The 20,664-nt window shown below is 71.3% G+C and carries 22 protein-coding genes; 4 read left to right on the top strand and 18 right to left on the bottom strand.

Annotation, left to right across the window (positions count from 1 at the left end; all coding sequences use genetic code 11):
• The first annotated feature begins 311 nt into the window (after positions 1 to 311).
• The 3 genes from ACE101_RS26955 (at position 312) to ACE101_RS26945 (ending at position 4,651) form a co-directional block, all read left to right on the top strand.
• Entirely contained in the window at positions 312 to 2,912 is a 2,601-nt protein-coding gene (locus ACE101_RS26955) for a heparinase II/III domain-containing protein (protein WP_379136354.1), read from the top strand.
• Between the two features lie 48 nt (positions 2,913 to 2,960).
• Positions 2,961 to 3,938, top strand: a complete 978-nt coding sequence (locus ACE101_RS26950; RefSeq protein WP_379136352.1) for a right-handed parallel beta-helix repeat-containing protein — start codon at positions 2,961 to 2,963, stop codon at positions 3,936 to 3,938.
• Positions 3,939 to 4,078: 140 nt separating this feature from the next.
• Positions 4,079 to 4,651, top strand: coding sequence for a DUF1993 domain-containing protein (locus tag ACE101_RS26945; protein WP_379136349.1), 573 nt, complete (start codon positions 4,079 to 4,081; stop codon positions 4,649 to 4,651).
• Positions 4,652 to 4,733: 82 nt separating this feature from the next.
• Here ACE101_RS26945 and ACE101_RS26940 read toward each other — a convergent pair whose 3' ends face one another.
• The 17 genes from ACE101_RS26940 to ACE101_RS26860 form a co-directional block, all read right to left on the bottom strand.
• Positions 4,734 to 5,180, bottom strand: a complete 447-nt coding sequence (locus ACE101_RS26940) for a hypothetical protein (RefSeq protein WP_379136347.1) — start codon at positions 5,178 to 5,180, stop codon at positions 4,734 to 4,736.
• 9 nt (positions 5,181 to 5,189) lie between these two features.
• Positions 5,190 to 5,516, bottom strand: coding sequence for a flagellar protein FlgN (locus ACE101_RS26935; protein WP_379136345.1), 327 nt, complete (start codon positions 5,514 to 5,516; stop codon positions 5,190 to 5,192).
• A gap of 87 nt (positions 5,517 to 5,603) precedes the next feature.
• Positions 5,604 to 6,065 carry a rod-binding protein gene (locus tag ACE101_RS26930; protein WP_379136343.1) on the bottom strand — a complete coding sequence of 154 codons (462 nt, stop codon included), beginning with the start codon at positions 6,063 to 6,065 and terminating at the stop codon, positions 5,604 to 5,606.
• Between the two features lie 88 nt (positions 6,066 to 6,153).
• Positions 6,154 to 6,612, bottom strand: a complete 459-nt coding sequence (locus ACE101_RS26925; RefSeq protein ID WP_379136342.1) for a hypothetical protein — start codon at positions 6,610 to 6,612, stop codon at positions 6,154 to 6,156.
• 4 nt (positions 6,613 to 6,616) lie between these two features.
• Positions 6,617 to 7,330, bottom strand: a complete 714-nt coding sequence (fliR, locus tag ACE101_RS26920; RefSeq protein WP_379138954.1) for a flagellar biosynthesis protein FliR — start codon at positions 7,328 to 7,330, stop codon at positions 6,617 to 6,619.
• 38 nt (positions 7,331 to 7,368) lie between these two features.
• Positions 7,369 to 9,450 carry a flagellar biosynthesis protein FlhA gene (gene flhA, locus ACE101_RS26915; RefSeq protein ID WP_379136339.1) on the bottom strand — a complete coding sequence of 694 codons (2,082 nt, stop codon included), beginning with the start codon at positions 9,448 to 9,450 and terminating at the stop codon, positions 7,369 to 7,371.
• Positions 9,451 to 9,524: 74 nt separating this feature from the next.
• Positions 9,525 to 9,791, bottom strand: coding sequence for a flagellar biosynthesis protein FliQ (gene fliQ, locus ACE101_RS26910; RefSeq protein ID WP_379136337.1), 267 nt, complete (start codon positions 9,789 to 9,791; stop codon positions 9,525 to 9,527).
• On the bottom strand, positions 9,788 to 10,210 hold the full coding sequence (gene flgD / locus ACE101_RS26905; protein WP_379136336.1) for a flagellar hook assembly protein FlgD: 423 nt from the start codon (positions 10,208 to 10,210) through the stop codon (positions 9,788 to 9,790). The genes fliQ and flgD overlap by 4 nt, the downstream gene beginning before the upstream one ends.
• A gap of 50 nt (positions 10,211 to 10,260) precedes the next feature.
• On the bottom strand, positions 10,261 to 10,722 hold the full coding sequence (gene flbT / locus ACE101_RS26900; protein WP_379136333.1) for a flagellar biosynthesis repressor FlbT: 462 nt from the start codon (positions 10,720 to 10,722) through the stop codon (positions 10,261 to 10,263).
• A gap of 8 nt (positions 10,723 to 10,730) precedes the next feature.
• Positions 10,731 to 11,078: a flagellar biosynthesis regulator FlaF gene (flaF, locus tag ACE101_RS26895; RefSeq protein ID WP_379136330.1), complete on the bottom strand. Its 348-nt coding sequence runs from the start codon at positions 11,076 to 11,078 to the stop codon at positions 10,731 to 10,733.
• Positions 11,079 to 11,361: 283 nt separating this feature from the next.
• On the bottom strand, positions 11,362 to 12,402 hold the full coding sequence (locus ACE101_RS26890; RefSeq protein WP_379136328.1) for a flagellar hook-associated family protein: 1,041 nt from the start codon (positions 12,400 to 12,402) through the stop codon (positions 11,362 to 11,364).
• Between the two features lie 5 nt (positions 12,403 to 12,407).
• Complete coding sequence (flgK, locus tag ACE101_RS26885) at positions 12,408 to 13,862, bottom strand: flagellar hook-associated protein FlgK (RefSeq protein ID WP_379136325.1); 1,455 nt, start codon at positions 13,860 to 13,862, stop codon at positions 12,408 to 12,410.
• A gap of 74 nt (positions 13,863 to 13,936) precedes the next feature.
• Positions 13,937 to 15,172, bottom strand: coding sequence for a flagellar hook protein FlgE (locus tag ACE101_RS26880; RefSeq protein ID WP_379136323.1), 1,236 nt, complete (start codon positions 15,170 to 15,172; stop codon positions 13,937 to 13,939).
• Positions 15,173 to 15,244: 72 nt separating this feature from the next.
• On the bottom strand, positions 15,245 to 16,567 hold the full coding sequence (gene fliI / locus ACE101_RS26875; RefSeq protein ID WP_379136321.1) for a flagellar protein export ATPase FliI: 1,323 nt from the start codon (positions 16,565 to 16,567) through the stop codon (positions 15,245 to 15,247).
• A 3-nt stretch (positions 16,568 to 16,570) separates the two neighbouring features.
• Positions 16,571 to 17,296 carry a flagellar basal-body rod protein FlgF gene (gene flgF / locus ACE101_RS26870; RefSeq protein WP_379136319.1) on the bottom strand — a complete coding sequence of 242 codons (726 nt, stop codon included), beginning with the start codon at positions 17,294 to 17,296 and terminating at the stop codon, positions 16,571 to 16,573.
• Positions 17,297 to 17,341: 45 nt separating this feature from the next.
• Positions 17,342 to 18,577 carry a DUF1217 domain-containing protein gene (locus tag ACE101_RS26865; protein ID WP_379136317.1) on the bottom strand — a complete coding sequence of 412 codons (1,236 nt, stop codon included), beginning with the start codon at positions 18,575 to 18,577 and terminating at the stop codon, positions 17,342 to 17,344.
• 153 nt (positions 18,578 to 18,730) lie between these two features.
• Positions 18,731 to 19,342 carry a hypothetical protein gene (locus tag ACE101_RS26860; protein ID WP_379136316.1) on the bottom strand — a complete coding sequence of 204 codons (612 nt, stop codon included), beginning with the start codon at positions 19,340 to 19,342 and terminating at the stop codon, positions 18,731 to 18,733.
• Positions 19,343 to 19,464: 122 nt separating this feature from the next.
• On the opposite strand from ACE101_RS26860, the gene ACE101_RS26855 reads away from it, so the two are divergent.
• Positions 19,465 to 19,806: a PilZ domain-containing protein gene (locus ACE101_RS26855; protein ID WP_379136314.1), complete on the top strand. Its 342-nt coding sequence runs from the start codon at positions 19,465 to 19,467 to the stop codon at positions 19,804 to 19,806.
• 37 nt (positions 19,807 to 19,843) lie between these two features.
• On the opposite strand, the gene ACE101_RS26850 is transcribed toward ACE101_RS26855, so the two are convergent.
• Positions 19,844 to 20,527: a response regulator transcription factor gene (locus ACE101_RS26850; protein ID WP_379136312.1), complete on the bottom strand. Its 684-nt coding sequence runs from the start codon at positions 20,525 to 20,527 to the stop codon at positions 19,844 to 19,846.
• Positions 20,528 to 20,664 lie beyond the last annotated feature (137 nt).

Here is a 20,664-nt window from a genome sequence, read left to right as displayed (position 1 = left end):
GGCCGGAAACGCCTCCGGGCCATTCAACCGCATGGCGGGCGCCGCCGACAGGGCCAATCGCGCGGCATCCCCGTGCGGCTGTCCGTGGCGGTGCGACGACCGGCTAGCAATTCGACGGCCAACGCGACGGCCAACGGAACCGGGCCGTCGCCGCGGCGATTGCCGGGACGGCGAAGCAGGAAACCAGGGCGAGCGCTCCCAAGCGATTGCCCTGGACGACGAAGCCGCCGCGCTTGACACGCCGTGGGGGCAACCGGCAGGTGCGGGGTCCCGTTCTCCACGACGCTTCCGTCGTTGACCCGCCCGCGAGCATGCCCGGCGCGACACGTTTCCTGCCCGTCTCGGTGAGCTATGCCGGCGGCGCCGCGGCCGGCGCCCGCGCCGACGAGCATGGAATCGCGCCCAACAACCGCTTCGCGCGGGTGGTGCTGTCCTTCGCCGGCCTCGAACCCGAGACCTGGGTCGAACTCGCCTTCCAGCTCGCCTGGGAGGCGGAGGAGGGCGCGACCACCGCCCTCGACTTCGCCCTCGTCGGGGTCGATTTCCAGGCGGAGGACAAGTCGAGCCTCGATTTTGAGCAGGTGCCGGGCCTGATCCGCACGCTCCTCGATCCGCAGAGCGCCTGGATCCCCGGGCCGGCCTATCTGGCGGCCGGGGAGGGCACCCGCACGGCGACGGTGCGCCTCGCCTTCCTGGTGCCGGACCCCACCCGCCACGTGGCGGTGAGCGTGCGCTCCTGGCGCAACACCGCGGCCTTCACGGTGGTCCGGCCGGAGCTGCGGCAGGGCAGCTCCGCCCGGAGCGGGCGGCGGCGGCGGCGGCTCGGCCCCCAGCCCGACTGGCTCGATCTCGTCCTCGTCCCGGAGCGCCCGCTGGTCCTGCGCGGGCAGATCCACGCCGCCCGGTCGGGCCGGGAGGGGGCGCTGGTGCGGATCGTCTACCGGGACGGCGCCGGCGTCGAGATCCCGCCGCCCTATCCCGACACCGTCTCGACCCCGGATTTCGGCGCGGCGATCAACCTGCCCGCCCACCGGCAGGCGCGGCGCTTCACCGTCGACCTCACGCCGCCACCGGGCGCCGCGGCGGTGGCGGTGGGCTTCGCCACCTGGGAGACCACGGCGGCGGTGGAACTCACCGGCCCCCTCGATATCGGGCTCGACGACGACCTGCGGCTGGAAACCATCTGCGGCGACGACGAGGTCGACGCCGGCACCTTCCTCGACCGGGTCGACGCGGCCCTCGGGCAGCGCGGCTCGCCCGCCCCGGCCGAGGGCGTGCCGCTCCTCCTCGACCGCCTGCGCCGGCTCCAGCACGGCCCCCGGCCGGAGAAGGCCCCGGAGGCGCGCGCCCTGCGCCTCGGCGGGGCGCCGGCCTGGGAGCTGCCGGAGGAGCCGACCTGGAGCGAGGACCCGTTCGAATCGCTGGCGTGGCGGCTCGACTACCAGTCGCTCGGCTGGCTCCTGCCCCTCGTGGAGACGGACGCCACCCGCGCGACCGAGATCGCCCTGTCATGGTCGCGGGCCAATCCCTGGGGCCGCCCGGCCGACGCCCTGAGCCTGCACCCGGTGGCGCTCGCGGCGCGGGCCGAGGTTCTGGTGGCGCTGCTCGCGCCCTTCAGCATCGGCTCGATGCGGGTGGAGCCCCTGCGGACCCTCGCGGGCGAGGCCGTGCGCCACGGCTTCGCGCTCGCCGAGATCATCGGCCAGAACGCGGTGGCGCGCACGATCCACCACGTCCATGCGGCGGTCGCCCTGCGCGCCCTCGCCAAGGCGCTGCCGCGCTTCCCCCTCTCGGGGTTCTGGACCTCGCTCGCCGCCCACGCCCTCGAGGAGGGATTCGAGGCGCTCACCCTGCCGGACGGCACCTTCACGGACCCGTCCCTGCATCAGCGGCTCGAACTCGCGAGCCTCGGGCGGCTCCTCGTGGAGACGCTGGGCGAGGAGGCGCCCGCGCCGGCCATCGCCCGCCGGGTGGAGGCGGGCCTGCGCATGCTGGTGGGCCTGCTCGATCCGGGCGGGCGCCTGCCGCCCTTCGGGGACGCCCCCCACGGGGTCGATCACGGCGCCTGGCTCGGGCGCCTCCTCGGGCCCGGCGAGCGCGCGGTGGCGGAGCGGGGCAGCCTGGTGCCGTCCCGCGGCGGCACCGGCATCATCGCGGTGCGGGCGGAGGGGCCGGGCGGAAGCCGGGCGCATTTCGCCTGCCTGTTCGGCGACCAGCGCCACGTCCACGGCCACGCCGACTGCACCTCCTTCGTCTACGCGGCGGAGGGGGTGCGCTGGATCGTGGAGGCGGGCGGCTCGGGGCAGGTCGAGACCGGGCGGGTGCGCCACTACCTGACCTCGGCGCGCGCCCACAACGTGGCGTGGCCGGACGGCCGCGAGCCCGGGGCGGGCACGGGCTGGCTCGCGGAGATGCAGCGCCTCGGCGGCGCCACCGCCTACGCGATCGGCACCAGCGTGCACGGGCCCGACTACCGCCACCGGCGGGTGCTCGTGACCCTCGACGACCTCACGGCCCTGGCGGTGTTCGACCGCTTCGAGACGGAGGACCGGCCGATCTCCGTCGAGGGCCTGCTGCATTTCCCGCCCGACGTCCTGGTGGCGCTGGCAGGCCCGCGCCTCGTGCTGGCGAGCCGGGAGATCAGCCGCCTGCGGGTGGTGCCCCGGATCGTGACCGGGCACCGGGGCGGCCTCGCCCTGGTGAGCGGGCGCAACGACCGTCCGGGGGGGTTGCAGGGCTACATCTCGCGGCAGGCCGGCGGCCTGCACCCGTCGAGCACGCTGCGCTACGTGTTCCACGGCCAGGGCGCGGTCTGCGGGGGCGTCGGGATCGCCCTCGACGAGGGCCGCGAGAAGGCGCTCGCCGCGCATCTCGCGCACGAGGCCGTGGTGCGGCTGCTGGGCGGGGTGTAAGCCGGTCCGGGTCCCGAAATCGCCGGACTCGCCTGCGATCGCCACGGCATGCCCGCGCTTTCCTTGCCGCCCGACCCGCCGGCCCTCGTCCACCGCGTGGCCGCGGCGCCCTGCGACGCCGCGACCCGCGCCCGCCTCCTCGCGCCGCCGGGCCCGGGCGAGGACAGCATCGCGCTCACCTGCAGCCTGCGCCTGTCGCGCGGCGACCACGTCCTCAAGCGCATCGTGCTGGAGGGCTCGGCGGCCTCCGGCGTCACCCTCGCCTGCGACGGCGCCGCGATCGGGCGCCCCGGCGAGCCGGCGCGGCTCGACGCCTTCACCATCGCGATCCGCTCCCGGCCTCCCGCCCGTCCGAACGAGCCCTGGGACCGTCCGGCCGAGATCCGGATCAGCGATTGCGCGGTGTTCGGCCACATCCGGATCTGGGGCATGGGCGTGAACGGCCAGGCGCTCCCGGTCCGCGACTCCTCGCGCAGCCTCGGCCATACCGAGCGGGCCCAGGCCGCCGCCCCGACCGGCGTGACCATCACCGGCACGACGATCACGGCCGCGGGCCCGATCCCGCTCTATCTCGGGCCGGGCGTCACCCGGGTGACGCTGCGGGACTCGGCGATCACCGGCCGCTCGGTGGCGACGGCGATCTACCTCGATGCCGAGAGCGCGGAGAACCGCATCGAGAACACCGATTTCACCGCCGAGACCGGGCGCGAGGCGATCGCCGTCGACGGCTCGGCGCGCAACCGCATCACCGGCAACCGCTTCGCCCTCGGCGGCCAGGGCGGCGTGCGGCTCTACCGCAATTGCGGGGAGGGCGGGACGGTGCGCCACCAGACGCCGTCCGACAACGTGATCACCGGCAACCGGTTTCGCGGCAGCGGCCTGTTCCAGGCCGAGCCGATCGTGGTCAATTCCCGCAACGGCTGGCGGCTCTCTTGCGGCGACGATGCCGGCTATCCCTTCGGCAGCAGCATCGACAACAGCGATGGCGGCACCGGCAACGTGGTGGCGCCCAACACCGTGGAGTAGCAGGATCGGCGCCCGGGCCCGCGCGTCCGGCCGGGCCGCTCACGATGGCGGTGGTCATTCCCATGCGATCCGGCTAAGCCCTGAACCCGTGTTCGACCATCGCCCGCGGCCCCTGCCGTAGGGGATCTCAGGATGCTGGAATGGCCATGTCGCTGACGAGCCTCCTCGTCCCCTCCTATACGCAGATGCTGCGGGCGCTGTCGGGCTGGCTCGACAAGGCAGGAAAGCAGCGTCCGGCAGCAGAGGCGGAGGCGCTGCTCTCCGGGCGGCTTGCACCGGACATGTATCCCCTGTCGTCCCAAGTGCGCTTCGCCTGTTTCCAGGCGCAGGAGGCGGTTTATCGGCTGAGGGGCGAGGCCCTGCCGGCGGCGCTGGAGCAGGTGGCCCGGGAAGGCCGGAACGCGGGCGAGGAGCCGGGTTCGATCGCGGACGCTCAGGCGCGAATCAGGGAAGCGCTCTCGGTGCTGGGCGATCTCGGATCGGACGCGCTCGATGCCGGCGCCGAGCGGTCGATCACGCTCGCGCTTCCGAACGGACTCGTCTTCGACATGACGGGGGCGCAATATGCACGGGACTGGGCGCTGGCCCAATTCTATTTCCACCTGATCACGGCCTACGCCATCCTGCGGCACCACGGGATCGAGCTTGGAAAAGCCGATTACGTGCCGCACATGTTCGCCTATCTCCGGCCCGGATCGATGCCGCAAGGCTGATGGCGCAGCGGCCGTGGCAGGCCGGACCGGCGACGTCGGCCCTTGCGCGTGACCCTTGCGCGTGAAGCGTGGGGCGGCGGCCTTACGACCGCACGTCCTTGCGCGGCACGAAGTTGAAATCCTCCACCAGCACGTCCTTCACCACCTCGGCCCCCAGGCGCTCGTTCACCTTGTTGCGGATCTCGGTGAGACGCTTGTTGATGTTGTACTTGGCGACCCTGCGGAAATCGAGGCTGGCATCGCCGTAGATCTGCCGGAAGGCCTCGTCGATGACGAAGGAGCTGGGCGGCACGGCGAGGGTGTGCAGGAGCTTGGCATCCGCCGTGAACACCATGGTGGTGACGACGTAGCCCTGGAGCGCGCCCTCGGCGATGATCGGCACGTTGATGGCGCGCAGCTTCTGATACTGGAGTCCCTCGAAATAGGGCTCCTCCTTGCGGGCGAAGAGCCCGGCGCCCCACGTCACCACGCCGTAGCACGACAGAAGCGTGATGACGCAGATCCAGACCCCGGTGACGATGACGCGCATGGCCCGGCCTCAGCGGTGGGCGGGGGTGTAGGTGCCGTCCGATTCCGCCGCGCGCAGGGCCCCGGCGATCACCTCGGACACCTCCTCCACCGCCCGCAGGTGCAGGGCGACGACCTCCTGGTTGCGGGCGAGCTTGTCGCGCAGCCGCGCGAGGCAGGCGGCGAGGTCCGGGTCCGGCGCGCCCTCGTCGCGGCGGCGGGACAGGCGCGTGAGTTCGAGCAGGCTCTGGCTCTTGCGCCGGTTGAACTCGTCCTGGTCGATGGGCGCGCGGGTGAGCAGCGCCTCCGTCTCCGCGTCGATGGTGGCCTCAAGCCGCGTCAGGGATGCGATCAGCATGGATGTCGCCTCGTGCGCTCAAGGGGCGTCCCGGCGGTGGCCGGCCCGTCCCGGGGAATGCGTCGTAAAGGGCGCGAGCCCGGCCTCTCACCCCTGGACCTTCTTCGCCTCGCCGGTCTGGGCCGGATGGGCGCTGGCGAGCAGGCGGGCGATCCCGATGCCGCCGGCCTTGGAGATCTGACCGCCGATCTGCTCGGCGAGCATGGACTTCCAGTAGCCGCCCGCCATGCCCTTGCCGTAGACGGAGCCCGCCTTCGAGGGGAGCATCGACTCGACGAAGTGCTGGAGCACGAAGGCCTCGAACTGCCGGTAGGGCCCCGTGCCCTTCCGGCCCGACAGGGCGGTGTCGGTCTTGGCCGAGGTGAGGGCGGCGAGCGCGTCGAGGGGCATGTGCTCCGACGAGCCGACCGAGCGCATCGCGTCCGCGAAGGCGGCGGGATCGACCGGCGCGCCCGTGGTCCCGAGCTTGGCGGCGGCTTCCTGCATGCGGGTCGGATCGGCGGCCCGCGCCACGTCGAGAACGATGTCGGAAGGAGGCTTGATGCTCATGGGCTCTCGCCGAGTGATCTTCGGTCTGCGCCGGCGAATCTTGGATCCGCGCCGGCGCAATCTCTCCGGGAGCGATAGCGGGGCTGGCTTACGGGAGGCTTGCGCCGCCCAAGGCGGTGCCGCCTTCGGCGGTGCCGCCCGCGTCGTCGCCTGGGATTGCGGTCCTGCGGGCAATCATGTCCTCGAGCCGGGCCTGGAGGTCGCGCCGCTCCGCTTCGCGGCGGCACTCGGCGTCGAGATGCGCGACGCGGCGCTCGCTGCGCTTCTGCGCGAGGGCCTGCTCGCGCACCGCCTCGTGCTGGCGCGCGGCGGCGGCGTCGAGGGCCGCCATCTCGCCCGCCAGGGCCTTCAGGCGGCGGGCGGCCGCTTCGAGGAAGAGGCCGGACGCCAGGTCCTCGCCGAGCGCCCGCAGCAGCGCGGCCTCGGATTCCCCGACCGCCAGCTTCTGCCGCTGCGTCTCGGCGAGATCCCACTCGGCGGCCCGGCGCATCTGCTCCTGGAGCGTCTGCAGGCGTTTGGCGCGCGCGAGGCGCTCGGGATTGCGCATCGGGTCAGCCCTCCCGCAGCCACGAGGCGTAGGAGCCGAGAAACTGCGTCAGCACCTCGCCCGACAACGAGTAGAGGATGAACAGCCCCCCGGCGATCACGAAGGGCGTGGCGATGAAGAAGACGGGAATCGTCGGCGTGAGCTTGTTGGCGAAGCCGATCGCGAGGTTCACCACCACGGAGAAGACGATGAAGGGCGAGGTGATGCGCAGGCCGAGCACGAAGACGGTGGTGACCTGATCGACGATCTGCACGAGCGCGCTCTGCGCGCCGAGGCCCTGCCCGGGCGGCATCCGGGCGTAGGAATCGACGAGGCCGCGGAACAGCTCCCAGTGCAGGTCGGCCGCGAACAGGAGGGCGGTCGCCGCCATCATGATCAGCGCGACCAGGGCGCCCTGCGGCTCGTTGCCCTCCATCGGCGTGCCGGGAATCGTGCCGAAGCCGATCGCCATGGTGACGGCGGTCATCACGGTCTCCAGCACGAACAGGAAGACCCGGCCGAGCAGCCCGATCAGGAAGCCCGTGAGGCTCTCGGAGAGGATCCACAGGAACGTCATCGCCGGATTCTGGTCGGCGAGCTTGCCGCGGAACAGGGGCAGGATCAGCGGCGAGAGCGCGAAGGTGACGGCGAGCGCGAGAAAGAGCCGGATCTGCGCCGGGACCCGGGCGCTGGAGAAGCCCGGCACCACGAGCAGGCAGCCGCCGATGCGGCAGAACATCAGGAAGATCCCGAGGAACAGCTCGGGGCCGAGGCCGCTCACGAGATCGTCCCGAGGGACTTGATCTCGACCCCGCGGGCGATCTCGAGATGCGAGAGCACGGGCAGGGTCGGGAACAGGCGCTCGATGATCATGCGCACGTAGGGGCGGGCGTCGGGCGCGGTGACGAGGGCGAAGAGATGCGCCTCCTTCTGGCGCTGGCGGATCGCCTCGGCGGCCTCGGTGCCGAACTGCTCCACGAGGCGCGGGTCGATGTCGAACTCGATCACCTCGCCCTTGGCGTCGCGCTTGAGGCTCTGGTGGAAGGAGAGGTCCCAGCGGCTGCCGAGGCGCAGCACGCTGAGCACCCCGTCCTCGGCGAGATCGCCGCAGATCTGCTGGGCGATGCGCATCCGCACGTGCTCGGCGATCTGCTCCGCCCGGCGCGCATGCGGCGAGATCTCGGCGATCGCCTCCAGGATCAGGTGCAGGTTGCGGATCGACACGCGCTCGGCGAGCAGCAGCTTCAGCACCGCCTGCAGCCCCGAATAGGAGATCTGCGCGGGGCAGATCTCCTCGAGGAGCCGCTTGTACTCGGGGTCGAGCCGGTCGAGGAGGTGGCGCATGTCCTTGTAGGAGAGGAGGTGGGGCAGATTGTTGCGGATCACCTCCGAGAGGTGGGTGAGCAGCACCGAGGTGCCGTCCACCGGCTCGAACCCGCTCCGGCGCACCTCCGCCGTGTAGGCGTCGAGCACCCACATCGCCTTCATGCCGAAGGCGGGCTCGCGCACCTCCTCGCCGGGCACGTCCGGCCGGGGGCCGTCGCCGACCACCACCAGAGCCTCGCCGGGGCGGATCTCCTGCGTCGCCGCCACCGTGCCGTGGATGCGGATCTGGTACGTCTTGGGCGGCACCGCGAGGCTGTCGGTGAGCCTGATGTCGGGCACCACGAACCCGTACTGGGTCGCGAACTTGCGGCGCATCTTGGCGACCCGGTGGCCGAGTTCGGTGCGCGAGGTGGTGGCCTGGGCGGAGAGATGGCGCCCGAGGCAGAGCTCGATCTCGGGGGTCTTGAGGGATTCCTTCACCGTGTCGCGGCTCGCCGCCTGCTTGCGCTCCTCCTCGGCGGCGGCCTTGGCGGCCTCGGCGGCCTTCTTCTCGGCGAGCTTGCGCGGGATCGCGTAGGCGACCGAGCCCATCAGCCCGGCGAGCACCATGAAGGGCAGGAAGGGCAGGCCCGGCACCAGGGCGAACAGGCCCATCAGGGCGGCGGCGACGGTGAGCGCGCGCGGATAGGCGCCGAGCTGGCCGAGCACCGCCTGCTCGGCGGTGCCGCGGGTGCCGCCCTTCGAGACGAGGAGGCCGGCGGCGAGCGAGACGACCAGGGCGGGGATCTGCGAGACGAGGCCGTCGCCCACCGACAGCTTGGTGAACACGTCGGCCGCGTGGGAGAGCGGCATGCCGTGGCGGGTCGTGCCGATGATGATGCCGCCGAAGATGTTCACCGCGATGGTGATGAGGCTCGCCACCGCCTCGCCGCGGACGAATTTCGAGGCACCGTCCATCGAGCCGAAGAAGGCGCTCTCCTCCTCCAGCTCCCGGCGGCGGCGCTGCGCCTCCTTGTCGTCGATCAGGCCGGCATTGAGATCGGCGTCGATCGCCATCTGCTTGCCGGGGATGGCGTCGAGGGTGAAGCGGGCACCGACCTCGGCGATGCGGGTCGCGCCCTTGGTGATGACGAGGAAGTTGACCGTCACCAGGATCGCGAACACCACGATCCCGATCACGAAGTCGCCGCTCATCACGAACTGCGAGAAACCCTGGATGACGTGCCCGGCGGCGTTCACGCCGTTCTGGCCGTTGGCCAGGATCAGCCGCGTCGTCGCGACGCTGAGCGCGAGGCGCAGCAGGGTCGCGATCAGCAGGACGGTCGGGAAGGAGGAGAATTCGAGCGGCTTCTGGATCCAGAGCGCCACCATCAGGATCAGGACGGAGAGCGCGATCGACAGGGCGAGCCCGATATCGATCAGGATCGCCGGGATCGGCAGGAACAGCACCGCCAGGATGGCGACGATGCCGGCCGCGAACCCGAAATCGCGCTGCGTCTTGCGCTCCAGCCCGACTGCCTCGACCACCGCCATCGCGGCTCCCCGCTCTCACCGTTACGGTGGGGAGTTATCCGTGGGCAAGCTTGCGCGAGGGTCGCGGGGGCCGATCAGAAGCCCGAGATGATGCGGCCGTAGACCGCCTCGGTGAAGCTGTAGAGCTGGGCGCCGACGAACGAGCCCGTCATCAGCATGACGAGCAGGATGACCACGATCTTCGGCACGAAGGTGAGGGTCACCTCCTGGATCTGCGTCAGCGCCTGCAGCAGCGCCACCGCGATGCCGACCGCCATGGCGGCCGCGACGGAGGGCCCGGCCCCGATCAGGATCGTCCAGATCGCGGCGCGAACCATCTCCAGGGCGTCGACCTCGTTCACGACAGCGTCACGCCGTTGCCGAGGAGAAGCTCGCGCCCGTCCTTGAGCGTGGCGACCGGCCCGTCGCTGGTGATCTTCACCGCGGAGACGGTGCCGCTGACGGAGCCGTCCGACGAGGTCACCGTGCGGCCGATCGCCTGATCGGCCTGGGACAGGTAGTTCGAGGCCAGGATGGCGTCGAGCTTCTGGTTGGTCTTCGTGCTCTGCTCCACCTCCGAGAAGGTGGCGAGTTCGCCCATGTAATCCGTCGAATCCATCGGCTTCGTCGGATCCTGGTTCTTGAGCTGGGTGAGCAGCAGGCTCAGGAAATTGTCCGAGTTGAGCGAGGCCGCCGTGCTGGACGTGGTTTTGGCGGAAGTGGAATTGGCGCTGGTCTGGCTGGTCGCGCTCGCGGCCGAGGAGGTGCCGGTGACGTCCATCGCTCATCGTCTCCTGTCGTGCCGCGCCCCGGGCGCGGCGGTTCACAATCTCAGGCCGCGCGGCCGGCGCGGCGGGGAACGCTGCGGCCGGGCGGCCGGGCGGCCGGGTGAGGCGCGGCCTCCCGGGCGGACGGGCCGCCGAGGACCGCGGCCTCGGCCGCGTAGAGCCCCCGGATCAGCTTGAGCGCCTCGAACGGCCGCCCGGCCACGATCTGCGCCGAGGCGGCGAGGAGCCCCTCCCGGATCTCCGGGTTGGAGAGGGCCTCCATCAGGCCCGCATGGAGCTTCTCGTAGAGGGCGCGGGCCTCCGGCGCGCGGCTGGGATCCATCAGCAGCACCTGCGCGGCGAAGTAGAGCTGGCGCAGGGGCGTGGTCGCCTGCTCCGGCTGGAGCACGTGGTGCTCCAGCAGGAAGGTCGCCTCGTTCAGGAGCTCGAGCGACACCCGGCGGTCGACGCGCAGAACGGCCCCGTTGACGTAGACCCGCTCGCCGGCCCGCAGGGAGAGATGCATGGTCCGGCTCATTGCAGGCCGTCGCGGATCGCCGTGTTGACGTCGATCAGCGCGGTGAGCCTGCGCTCGGGCAGGCGGAGGGCCTCGCTCGCCTCGCGCATGCTCCAGAGCCCGATCGAGACGAGGTCGGAGCGCAGGGGCTCCGGCAGGGCGTTCTCCGGGCTCAGGAGATCCTCGATCAGGACGTCCCAGAGCCGTTGCAGGAAGCTCACCGCCTCGCCGCGATCCTCGTATCTCGCGTTCGCGGCATCCGCCTTGCGCAGCAGGGCGATCGCCCGGTCGAAGGCGGCGCGCTCGCGCTCCCGGCAGAGATCGGGCGCGTCCTCGAGGATCTCGTTGTAGGAAAAACGGTACATCGTCGATGATGCCTCGTGTGACTCGAACCTGGCGCGCCAGGCCGTCGGCCCGGCCGGCGGACGCTCCGCCGGACCGTCCGGGGACCGGCTGCGCCGCGCCGCGCGGCCGTCTCCAAGGATCTCAGGAGAGTTTGTGCTTAAGGTTAACACCGACAAACTCCGGGTCGGACATCGTTCAGAACCGTCTCGACCCTTTGATCTTGTTGCCTGACGCAAAGGTCAGGCCTTCGCCTCAGTCCCGGAGCCTGAACATCCTGACCGTCACCCACGATCGACCGAACGGTCAGAGATAGTTGATGATGCTGAGCTGGCGAAGCTGAGAGGTGAGCGAGTAGGACATCTTGATCTGGGTTTCGAGACTGTCGTAGCGGGTCTTGGCCTCGGCCGGATCGACCGATTCCAGATCGCCGATCCGGGTCTCGATCAGCGAGGTCTGGGTATCCATGCGGGTATTCGCGTCCTTGATGCGCGCCTGGACGGTGCCGATGTCGGCCTGGAGGGCGACGAGACCCCGGCTCGCCCCGTCGAGGAGCGACTGGACCTTCTTGGCCACCACGTCCTGGGTTTCGGCCGACAGGCCCGTCGCGCCGATGCCCGCGGCGAGGACGTAGGCCATGGCGAGCTTGCGGACCGGCTCCGCATTGGCGCTGACCGAGGTGGTCGCGGTCTCCTCGGGCGCGATGCGGCTCGTCAGGGCGTCGCCCGACGCGCTCGACCACGTGCCGGCCCAGCCCGCGGCATCGAACAGGCTCGCCAGCCCGCCGCCATCGGCGAGGAAGTCGGTCATCTGCTCCGGCGTGATCGCGTCGAGGGCGATGCCGCCGAACGCATCCGCGAAGGCTTGGTCCACCGCGGTCCGGGCGGGCGAGGCCGGCATGCCCGCATAGGCGGTGAGGGGGGCCTGCCCGACATTGGTCCCGGCGAAGAGGTACTGGCCGTTGCTCGACCCGTTGAGGGCGGTGGTCAGGGCGGCGAGCCGGGACCCCGCGATGGTCGCGATGCTGGAGAGCTGCTGGCCGACCGGAGCGGCGAGCAGCGTCTTGAGGGTGCTGTCCGCATCCGCCTGGATCTGCTTGAGCGTCGTCTGGGTCTGGTCCAGCCGCAGCGTCGTCAGGGCGTTGTCCTGGATCAGGCCTTCGAGCTGCGCCTGCTGCTGGCGCAGGCCGAGGGAGACGCTGGTGCGCTGGCCCAGCGTCAGGCCGACATCGGCGTAGCGGCCGGTCGCGACCTCCTGGGTGGCCTTGGCGGCCTCCGCCTGCATCCGGTTGACGCTCGTGCGCGGCGCGTTCCAGAGGCTCTGGGTCGAGATGTAGCTCGTCTGCATGATCCCTAGACCGCGTTCATCAGGGTGGTGAGCATCTCGTTGATGAGCGAGAGCAGCTTGGCCGAGGCGGTGTAGGACTTCTCCAATTGGAGGGTCAGCGCCGTCTCGTCGTCGGTGTTCACGCCGGTGGCGTTCGACAGGGCGTCGGAGGCGCGCCCGAGCAGCGTGGTCTGCTGGTCGGCGGCATCTGAGGCGGCCTTGCGCTGCGACTGGAGCCAGCCCACCGAACCGGCCGCGAAATTCGCGAGCGTGGCCTTGGTGGACAGGCCGGCGCCCGCATCGAAGGCCTGATCGGCCGAAAGCCCGCTCACGAGGGCGCTCAGGCGGCCCGCATAGGCGGCCCCGCTGCCGGAAGCGGCCGGATTCGCGCGGTAGGCCGCCCCGTTCATGCCGCCGTCGCGCAGGAGCGTCGGATCGCCGCCCTGCTGCGGGTCCACGGCGGCGTTGAGGCGGAGCGCCGCCGCGAGGCCGGCGGCGGGCGAGGTCGCCGGCAGGTCGGCGGAACCGGCATTCGTGAACAGGCCGGCGAGGCTCGTCCCGCCGCTCTCCGTCTCCGCGAAGGTCGTGACGAGGGCGTGGGCGATCGCGTCGAGCTGCGCCGCGAAGGTCGGCGCGGCGACGTCGCGCAGCTCGCCCAGGCCCGCGAGCCGGCCCGAGCGCAGGGGCATCGGCGAATCGGTGCCGGTGACCGGAACGCCGTCGATCATCACCGCCGCGCCCGTCTGGCCCGACGAGAGGTCGACGGTGCGCGTGAAGGTCACGCTGCGCGGCGAGCGCTCGTAGAGCGGAACGCCGCTGTCGGTGTAGATCGCGATGTCGCCGCCCTCGCGCGCCACCGTGGCGATCCCGACCTCCTCGGACAGCTTCGCGAGGATCCGGTCGCGGGCGTCGAGGTCGTCGGAGATGTCGCCGCCATTCGCGGTTCCCCGGATCACCGCCTTGTTGGCGAGGTCGAACTGGCCGAGCAGGTCGTTGATGCGCGAGACCGACGCGGACATCTCCGCATCCGCATCATTCCGCGCCGCCTGCACGGTGGCGGCGGCTTGGTTGAGGCTGCCGGCGAGGTCGCGGGCCTTGTCGAGCGCGGCGCGGGCGAGCGCGACGTCGTCCGGCTTGTTGGCCGCCGATTGCAGGGCCGCGGCGAAGGCCGTGAGCCGGGCTGCGGGCGAGGTGGTGCTCGTCGTGTCGCCGACCGTCTGCTGGAGGGATTCCAGGCCCTTCAGGAGAGCGTCGCGGCTCGCGAGGTCGGACGTCGCCCCGAGCATCCGGGTGTAGAGGGCGGCGTCGCTCGCCCGGGAGACGACGACCGCGACCCCGCCGTTCTGGGACACGAGGCTCGCGATCTTGCGCGAGTAGCCCGCATCCGAGGCACCCGCGACGTTGCGCGAGGACACCGCGATCTGGGACGAGGTGGCGAGCAGCGAGGATCGCGCCGTGGCGAGCGCGAGGTTGAGGCCCATGACGAGGCTCCGCAGGCAGCTTCAGGCAGGCCCCCCTCCCGGGCGGGAGGAGGACCATCCGAACGGATGACGCGTCAGCGCTTGAGGGTCATGAGGGTGTCGAGCATCTCGTTGCTCGTCATGAACACCTTGGAATTGGCCGTGTAGACGGTCTGCGACTCGATCATCGCGGTCAGCTCGGCGCTGACGTCGACGTTCGACTGCTCCAGCGCGCCCGTCTTCAGGTTGCCGAAGCCGGGCTGCCCGGCGAAGCCGACCTGGACCGTCCCCGAGGTGTTCGAGGTCTCGAACACGTTGCCGGCCTTCGGGGTGAGGTTGTCGGGGCTCGCCACGGTGGCGAGCGGCACCTTGAAGGCCGCGACCTTGGAGCCGTCCTCGTAGACGGCGTAGACCGTGCCGTCCGCGGCGAACTCGGCGCTCGTGGGCGCGCTCGCCGCGAAGCCGTCCGCCTTGCCGGCGAAGGAGGTGGTCGCCGCGTTCTGGGTCAGGGCGGAGAGGTTGACGGTCGTGATGGTCGCGGTGCTGCCGGTCGGGGCGGCGAGGGTGACCGTGGTGCCCGCCGGGAGCTTGCCGTCCGTGAAGGTGAGGTTGGTCGTCCCCATCGGCGTGGCGGGGAAGCTCCCCGGGACGCTCGCGTCGTAGACGAGCGCCGTCCATTTGTTCTCGTCGGTCTTGGTCAGGTAGACGTCGAGCTTGATCGCCTTTCCGAGCGTGTCGTAGGTCTCGACCGAGGTCTTCTTGGTATAGGCGGCGCCGGTCGGCAGCGCATCCGCGGCGGGAACCGCCGCGGCGGTGGAATCGAGGTTGCCCGTGAAGCTCGCGGTCGTCGAGCCCTTGGCCTTCATGCCGAGCGTCTCGACGTTGACCGGCACCATGCCCGAGAGGCTGTTGACGGTCGGGACCGGCTCGCCGTTGGCGAGGCTGTAGCCCATCAGCGTGAAGCCGGCGGCGTTCTTGTAGTTGCCGGTCGGGCCGTCCTTCACGAAGTTGCCGGCGCGGGTCAGGTAGGAGACGTTGCTCGAATCCCGCACCACGAAGAAGCCGTCGCCGGAGATGGCGAGGTCGGACCCCGAATTGGTGGTCGAGGTGGGGCCGTCGCCGTTGATCTGCCGGCGCACCACGGTGTCGACCGCGCCCGAATTGTAGTTGCCGCCCGCGGTCGGCTCGATCAGGAGCGAGGAGAACTCCGTCGAGACCTTCTTGTAGCCGGTCGTCCCGGCATTCTGCACGTTCTCCGCGATCGTGCTGATCCGGTTCGACTGGGCGTTCATGCCGGACGTTCCGGTTCGCAGGGCGCCAAGAAGACTCATCGTGTGGCCTCGGAGGATTCGTGGTTGAGGGGACTAGACGCGGGAAGGCTTGCGCGGGGCTGGGGACGGGCTTCAGCCGCGCAGGGATTGGGCGAGTTCGAGGAAGGCGTCGCTGCTCGGCGCCATGCCGGGCTCCTGGCGGAGGGCCTCGTAGATGCGCGGCACCAGCGACACCGCCTGATCGAGCTCCGCATCGGTGCCGGCGCGGTAGCCGCCCATCAGGCGCAGGTCCCGCGTCTCCTCGAAGCGGGCCATCATGCCCTTGAGCCGGCGCACGAGGTCGCGCTGCTCCGGCGTCCAGACCTGATCGGCCAGGCGCGAGATCGAGCCGAGGAGGTTGATCGCCGGATAGCGGCCCTGGTCGGCGATCGCCCGGTCGAGGACGACGTGCCCGTCGAGGGTGCCGCGGATGCTGTCGGCGACCGGGTCGTTGTGGTCGTCGCCGTCGATGAGGACCGAGAACACGCCGGTGATGCTGCCGCGCCCGTCGGCCCCGGGCCCGGCCCGTTCGAGGAGCCGCGGCAGTTCCGAGAACACGCTCGGGGGAAAGCCCCGGGCCACCGCGGGCTCGCCCGCCGCGAGCGCCACGTCGCGGGCGGCATGGGCGTAGCGGGTGACCGAATCGACGATGAGCAGGACGGAATCGCCGCGGTCGCGCAGGGTCTCGGCCACCGCCATGGCGAGCCGCGGAGCTTGGCGGCGCATCATCGGGCTCTCGTCGCCCGTCGAGACCACGATCACGGCGCGGTCGCGGCTTGCCGCCAGCGGGCCTTCGAGGAATTCCCGCACCTCGCGGCCGCGCTCGCCCACCAGGGCGACGACGACGCTGTCGAAGCCGGTCGCCCCGGCCAGCATGGCGAGCAGGGTCGACTTGCCGACGCCGGACCCCGCGAAGATGCCGATGCGCTGGCCCGCGCAGAGCGGGGTGAACAGGTCGATCGCCCGCACGCCGGTGCGCAGGGGCGCGCGCAGCCGCGCCCGGCCGAGGGCCGCCGGGGGATCGCCGTCGAGGGGCACGAGGTCGGGGCCGGGCGTCAGGATCCCGAGCCCGTCGAGGGGCCGGCCGAGGGCGTCGATCACCCGTCCCTTCCAGGACGGGTCCGGCCGCACCTGCGCGGGGCCGAGCCGGAAGGCCCGGGTGCCGATCCCGGCCTCGATCCGGGCCTCGAACGGCTTGAGGGTGGCGCCGCCCGCATCGACCCGCACCACCTCGGCCACCTGCATCTGGCCGCCGGCCTCGAAGCCCATGCGGTCGCCCAGCCGCACGAAGGCCGAGACGCCGCCGACGCGGCAGGCGCTGGCGGTGACTTCGCGGATCGGGCCGCCCACCCGCACCAGGGGCAGTTCGTCCCGGCCCGCGGCGAGGGCCGCGTCGAGGCGTGCGAGCGCATCCATCGCTTAGCTCGTCGGACCCAGCGAGCGGATCGCGTTCTGGAGCGACGAATCGGAATCGTTGGAGGTCGCCACCGCGTTGTCGAAGGCGCGCTGGATCGCGATGAGCTTCGTCATCTCCAGAATCGGATTGACGTTGGCGCCCTCGATATGGCCCTGGATCACGCCGATCTTGGTGAAGTCCTGCACCGGTCTAGCGGGCGCGCTCGAGGCGATGGCCCCGCTCGCCCCCCGGGTCAGCCGGCTCCTCGGATCGAAGGTGAACACGCCGAGATTGCCGGCGAGGTTGCCGTTCTGCTGGATGCTGCCGTCCCGCCCGATCGTGGGCGGCCCGCCCTGGGGATCGAGGAGGATCGGCGCGCCGCCCATGTCGAGGATCGGCTGGCCGGAGACGCTGCGCAATTGCCCGCTGGCGTCCATCGTCATGCGGCCGTCGCGCGTGTAGAGCGGCCCCGCGGGCCCGGCGACCGACAGCCACGCGTCGCCCTGCACCGCCACGTCGAGGGGCGCGTCGGTGCGGATCGTCGGCCCGGCGAGCCGCGAGATGTAGCTGTCGCCCACGCTCGCGAAGGCGACCGGGCCGGTCTTGGCTTGGTCGAAGACCGTGTCGAACTTGGTCTCCTCCGCGCGGTAGCCGGCGGTCGCCATGTTGGCGACGTTGTTCGCCACGGTGTCGAGGCGCTTCTGGAGCGCGACCTGGGCCGAGAGGGAGACGTAGAGGCCGTTCTGCATGGGGCGTCGGACACTCGATCGCGGAAGGCGGGGCGGGGCGCGGGGTCAGGACGCGCCGGCGGTGAAGAGCGCCAGGATCGGCGAGGTGTCGCTGTTCGCGTTCTGGGCATCCCAGATCGCCGCGAAGCGCTTGACGAGCACGGTCACTTGGTCCGGATCCTGGAGGCTCGCGATGTCGATCTTCTTGGCGATCGTCGCGGCGCGCCGGGCGAGCGCGTCGCTCGAGGTGACGCCGCTGCTCTCCGGCAGGCCGATCAGCGTGCTGACGACCTGGCTCAGGGCCGAATCGCCCAGGATGTCGTAGGCGCTCGTCACCGTCGGGGCCATGCGCGCGAAGTAGAGGGCGAGACGCAACCCCGTATCCTCCACGCCCGCATCGGTCTCCAGGGACTGGCGCAGATAGGCATCGGTCACGGTCTTGGCCTGCGCGTCGGGCGACAGGGCGGTGCCGAAGCCGACATCGACCGCGGTCTTGTCGGTGGAGGAGAGCGGCACGTTCCGGACGGCGAGCGTGCGGTTCTTGCCGCCCGCCGTGTAGAGCGTGTCGGCGGCGAGCCCGGTTCCGCCGGGCTGGCCGTCGGCCCCGAGCGAGTTGTAGGCGGCGGTGCGCAGGAACAGGGTGTTGTTGAGTCCGAGGCCGACCTCGACCTTGCCCTTGAGGTTGGCCTCGCCCGAGGCGGCGATCTGCGCGTTGATCGCCGCCACCAGCTCGGTCGGCGTGACGCGCTTGATGTCGGCGACGGAGGATCTCAGCGTCGATTCGTTGAGGATGATGGTCGCCGACTTGGTGGTGGTGGCGTCCACCTGCGAGGAGATGGTGAAACTCGTCTCGTGCGTGCCCGAGAAGTCCATCGCATCGGCCAGCCGGACGTTGCCGGTGAGCGTGGCCGCCGTGGCCGCGACGGTCGCTCCATTGTCGAGATTGTAGGTCGGGTTGGTGCCGTTGGCGCTCGCCCCGGTGGCGAAGTCGAAGGCGCGCGCGAAGGCGACGTAGCGCGCATCGGCGAGCCGGTTGGCGAAGCTCGTCGAGGACGAGACGCCTTCCTCCAGCACCTTGCGCATGAACGCCTTGGCGTAGGTCATGTCCTCCAAGCCGTAGGCCTTCATGGCGTAGGCGTAGAGGCGCTGGTCGCCGAGCAGGTCGTCGATCGACTTCACCTTGCCGATATTGGCGTTGTAATAGGCGGTCTCGCGGGCGATGGTCGGATCCGCGGCCTTGCGCTTGAGGGCCGTGGTCAAGTCGCGCGCGATGAGAGTGTAGCTCGCGAAGGTCGAGGTCACGGCATGGTCTCCTGCGTCGGGCGCGGGGCGGGACCTGCCGCCCGGATGGCCTCGACGTCGCATGGTGGCTCCGCAATTGACCCTAGGACGTGCCGCCTGAAAGACGCGTAAGCAGCCGGGCTTGTCTCAGGCTTGCGGCGCCCGGGCGGAGGCTCATCGGGTCTCGACCGGGCCGCGCGCGGCGATGATCGTTTCCGAGGTCACGATGATCCAGCCGCTGCCGGAGGGCAGGATCGACAGCACGCGCCCGGCCCCGGGGAGATCCGTGCCGGGCACCACCTGCCGCAGGCCGCCCGGCCCGTCGAGCAGGGCGACCCCGCCGAGCACGCCCTTCACCGAGTAGCCACGCCCCGCCGGCTCCGGCTTCGCCGGGCCGGGCGATCCGGCCGCCGTGGCGGCGGCGTCCGGCAGCGAGCCGGTGATCAGCGGATCGAGGTCGGGCTGCGGGGCAGGCCCCTCCGGCGTGACGCCGCGCTTCCAGGCCATCACCCCACCCGTCGCCGGAACGATGGGCGCGACACTCATGGCGGGCGGCCCGCCCACCACCGTGTAGGCGGCAAAGCCCGTCGTGGCGACGCCGAGCCCGACCACGAGTCCGAAGGCCGTGCGCTCCAGCATCGCGGCGCGCCCGCGCCGCAGAACCTCCGCGGCGGTGAGCGCCGATTCGAAGGGCGGCGGGGGAACGGCCGGCCCCTTGCGGGGCAGGGGACGGGCCGGGGCGGCAGGCCGCGGACGGGGCGTCGAGGGACGGGAGGAGGGAGGCATGACCGGCGGGCGCTGTGGCTCTCTGGTTACCAAGCGATGAGGCGATCGGGTTGAGGCACCGTTAACCATCGGCGGCTACCACTCGCGTCGGGCCGGCGGGCGCGGAGGGAAGCGGGGTCGGAATGGAGACGGACGAGGCAACGCGCGCTGCGCCGCCGGGCGGGAGCCGGAGCCCGGAGGCCGGCCGGCGTCATCGGACGCTGCAGCCCGGCCAGATCGTGCTCGGTGCCGACCGGCTCGTGCCCTGCATGGTGCGGGATCTGTCGCGGCGCGGCGCCAAGATCCGCATCGCCCGGGATGTCCTCCTGCCCGAGAGCTTCGCCCTCTACATCGCGGCCCACGACCTGCGCAGCATCGCGGTGCAACTGCGCTGGCGGCGCGGCGATTTCGCGGGCGTCGCCTTCGCGGCGGACCCCAAAGGCTCCGCGGCGGACCCCGAGGGATCCGCCAGGGATCCGGAGTGATCCATTCGGGCGGGCGCCGCGGCCGGGCATCGCCGCCTCAGCCGACGAAGCTGTAGCCGACCATGCGCTTGGCATCGATCGGGTCGCGGCCGAGCCGCAGGCGCAGCTTCTTGCGCAGCTTGCTGATATGCCCCTCGACCACGCTCTCCTCGACGTCGCTGGCGTGGTCGCCGTAGACCGCGTCGAAGATCTGGCTCTTGGTCAGCCAGCGGCCGCGGTTGCGGGCGAGGTATTCGAGGATGTGGCGCTCGCGGCGCGGCAACATCAGGCTCTCGCCGTCGATCTCGGGGTCGCGCCCGTCGAAATGCACCACCAGACGCTCGGCCTGCTGGGGAGCGGTGACCGCGCGCGCGTCGCCCCGGTTCATCCGGCGGCGGATCGCCTCGGCCCGGGCCAGGATCTCGCGGACATGGATGGGCCGGCGCACCACATCGTCGATGCCGGCGGTGAACAGATCGAGGGTCTGCGCCAGGGAGCGCGTCTCGCTGAGCGCGATGATCGGCGCCCGGGACAGCTTGCGCAGGGTCGCCGTATGAGCGGTGCGGTCCTCGCAGTCACCGATCAGGAAGCCCTGCACGGTGTCGAGATCGTCGCGCGAACGCCCGTCGAGCCAGGTCTTGAAGGCGTCGGCGTCGAGGCCGTGGGAGGCCACGCCCTGCTCGCTGAAACCCGCAACATATTCCGCGGCCACGCCCTGCCGCTCATCGATCACGATGTACACTGCCCTTGCCCCCAAAAGACATTGGTCAGTCTTGAAATCCTCAGATCGCCGTCTGTTTATCGACGATTGTCGATCCAAGCTGGTTGGTCCGCTCTCAGCCCCAGGGTCGTCTTCCGAGATCTGAAACCCCGGTCCGT

The organism is Methylobacterium carpenticola (genome assembly GCF_042748905.1).
GTDB lineage: Bacteria > Pseudomonadota > Alphaproteobacteria > Rhizobiales > Beijerinckiaceae > Methylobacterium > Methylobacterium carpenticola.
The sequence above is the reverse complement of the archived record's forward strand: the minus strand, read 5'-3'. Positions and strand labels throughout refer to the sequence as shown.

Coding starts and splice junctions, on each gene's coding strand:
- ACE101_RS26955 (WP_379136354.1), top strand. CDS start 312: ATGCCCGGCGCGACACGTTTCCTGCCCGTCTCGGTGAGCTATGCCGGC.
- ACE101_RS26950 (WP_379136352.1), top strand. CDS start 2,961: ATGCCCGCGCTTTCCTTGCCGCCCGACCCGCCGGCCCTCGTCCACCGC.
- ACE101_RS26945 (WP_379136349.1), top strand. CDS start 4,079: ATGGCCATGTCGCTGACGAGCCTCCTCGTCCCCTCCTATACGCAGATG.
- ACE101_RS26940 (WP_379136347.1), bottom strand. CDS start 5,180: ATGCGCGTCATCGTCACCGGGGTCTGGATCTGCGTCATCACGCTTCTG.
- ACE101_RS26935 (WP_379136345.1), bottom strand. CDS start 5,516: ATGCTGATCGCATCCCTGACGCGGCTTGAGGCCACCATCGACGCGGAG.
- ACE101_RS26930 (WP_379136343.1), bottom strand. CDS start 6,065: ATGAGCATCAAGCCTCCTTCCGACATCGTTCTCGACGTGGCGCGGGCC.
- ACE101_RS26925 (WP_379136342.1), bottom strand. CDS start 6,612: ATGCGCAATCCCGAGCGCCTCGCGCGCGCCAAACGCCTGCAGACGCTC.
- fliR (WP_379138954.1), bottom strand. CDS start 7,330: ATGTTCTGCCGCATCGGCGGCTGCCTGCTCGTGGTGCCGGGCTTCTCC.
- flhA (WP_379136339.1), bottom strand. CDS start 9,450: ATGGCGGTGGTCGAGGCAGTCGGGCTGGAGCGCAAGACGCAGCGCGAT.
- flgD (WP_379136336.1), bottom strand. CDS start 10,210: ATGGACGTCACCGGCACCTCCTCGGCCGCGAGCGCGACCAGCCAGACC.
- flbT (WP_379136333.1), bottom strand. CDS start 10,722: ATGCATCTCTCCCTGCGGGCCGGCGAGCGGGTCTACGTCAACGGGGCC.
- flaF (WP_379136330.1), bottom strand. CDS start 11,078: ATGTACCGTTTTTCCTACAACGAGATCCTCGAGGACGCGCCCGATCTC.
- ACE101_RS26890 (WP_379136328.1), bottom strand. CDS start 12,402: ATGCAGACGAGCTACATCTCGACCCAGAGCCTCTGGAACGCGCCGCGC.
- flgK (WP_379136325.1), bottom strand. CDS start 13,862: ATGGGCCTCAACCTCGCGCTCGCCACGGCGCGATCCTCGCTGCTCGCC.
- ACE101_RS26880 (WP_379136323.1), bottom strand. CDS start 15,172: ATGAGTCTTCTTGGCGCCCTGCGAACCGGAACGTCCGGCATGAACGCC.
- fliI (WP_379136321.1), bottom strand. CDS start 16,567: ATGGATGCGCTCGCACGCCTCGACGCGGCCCTCGCCGCGGGCCGGGAC.
- flgF (WP_379136319.1), bottom strand. CDS start 17,296: ATGCAGAACGGCCTCTACGTCTCCCTCTCGGCCCAGGTCGCGCTCCAG.
- ACE101_RS26860 (WP_379136316.1), bottom strand. CDS start 19,342: ATGCCTCCCTCCTCCCGTCCCTCGACGCCCCGTCCGCGGCCTGCCGCC.
- ACE101_RS26855 (WP_379136314.1), top strand. CDS start 19,465: ATGGAGACGGACGAGGCAACGCGCGCTGCGCCGCCGGGCGGGAGCCGG.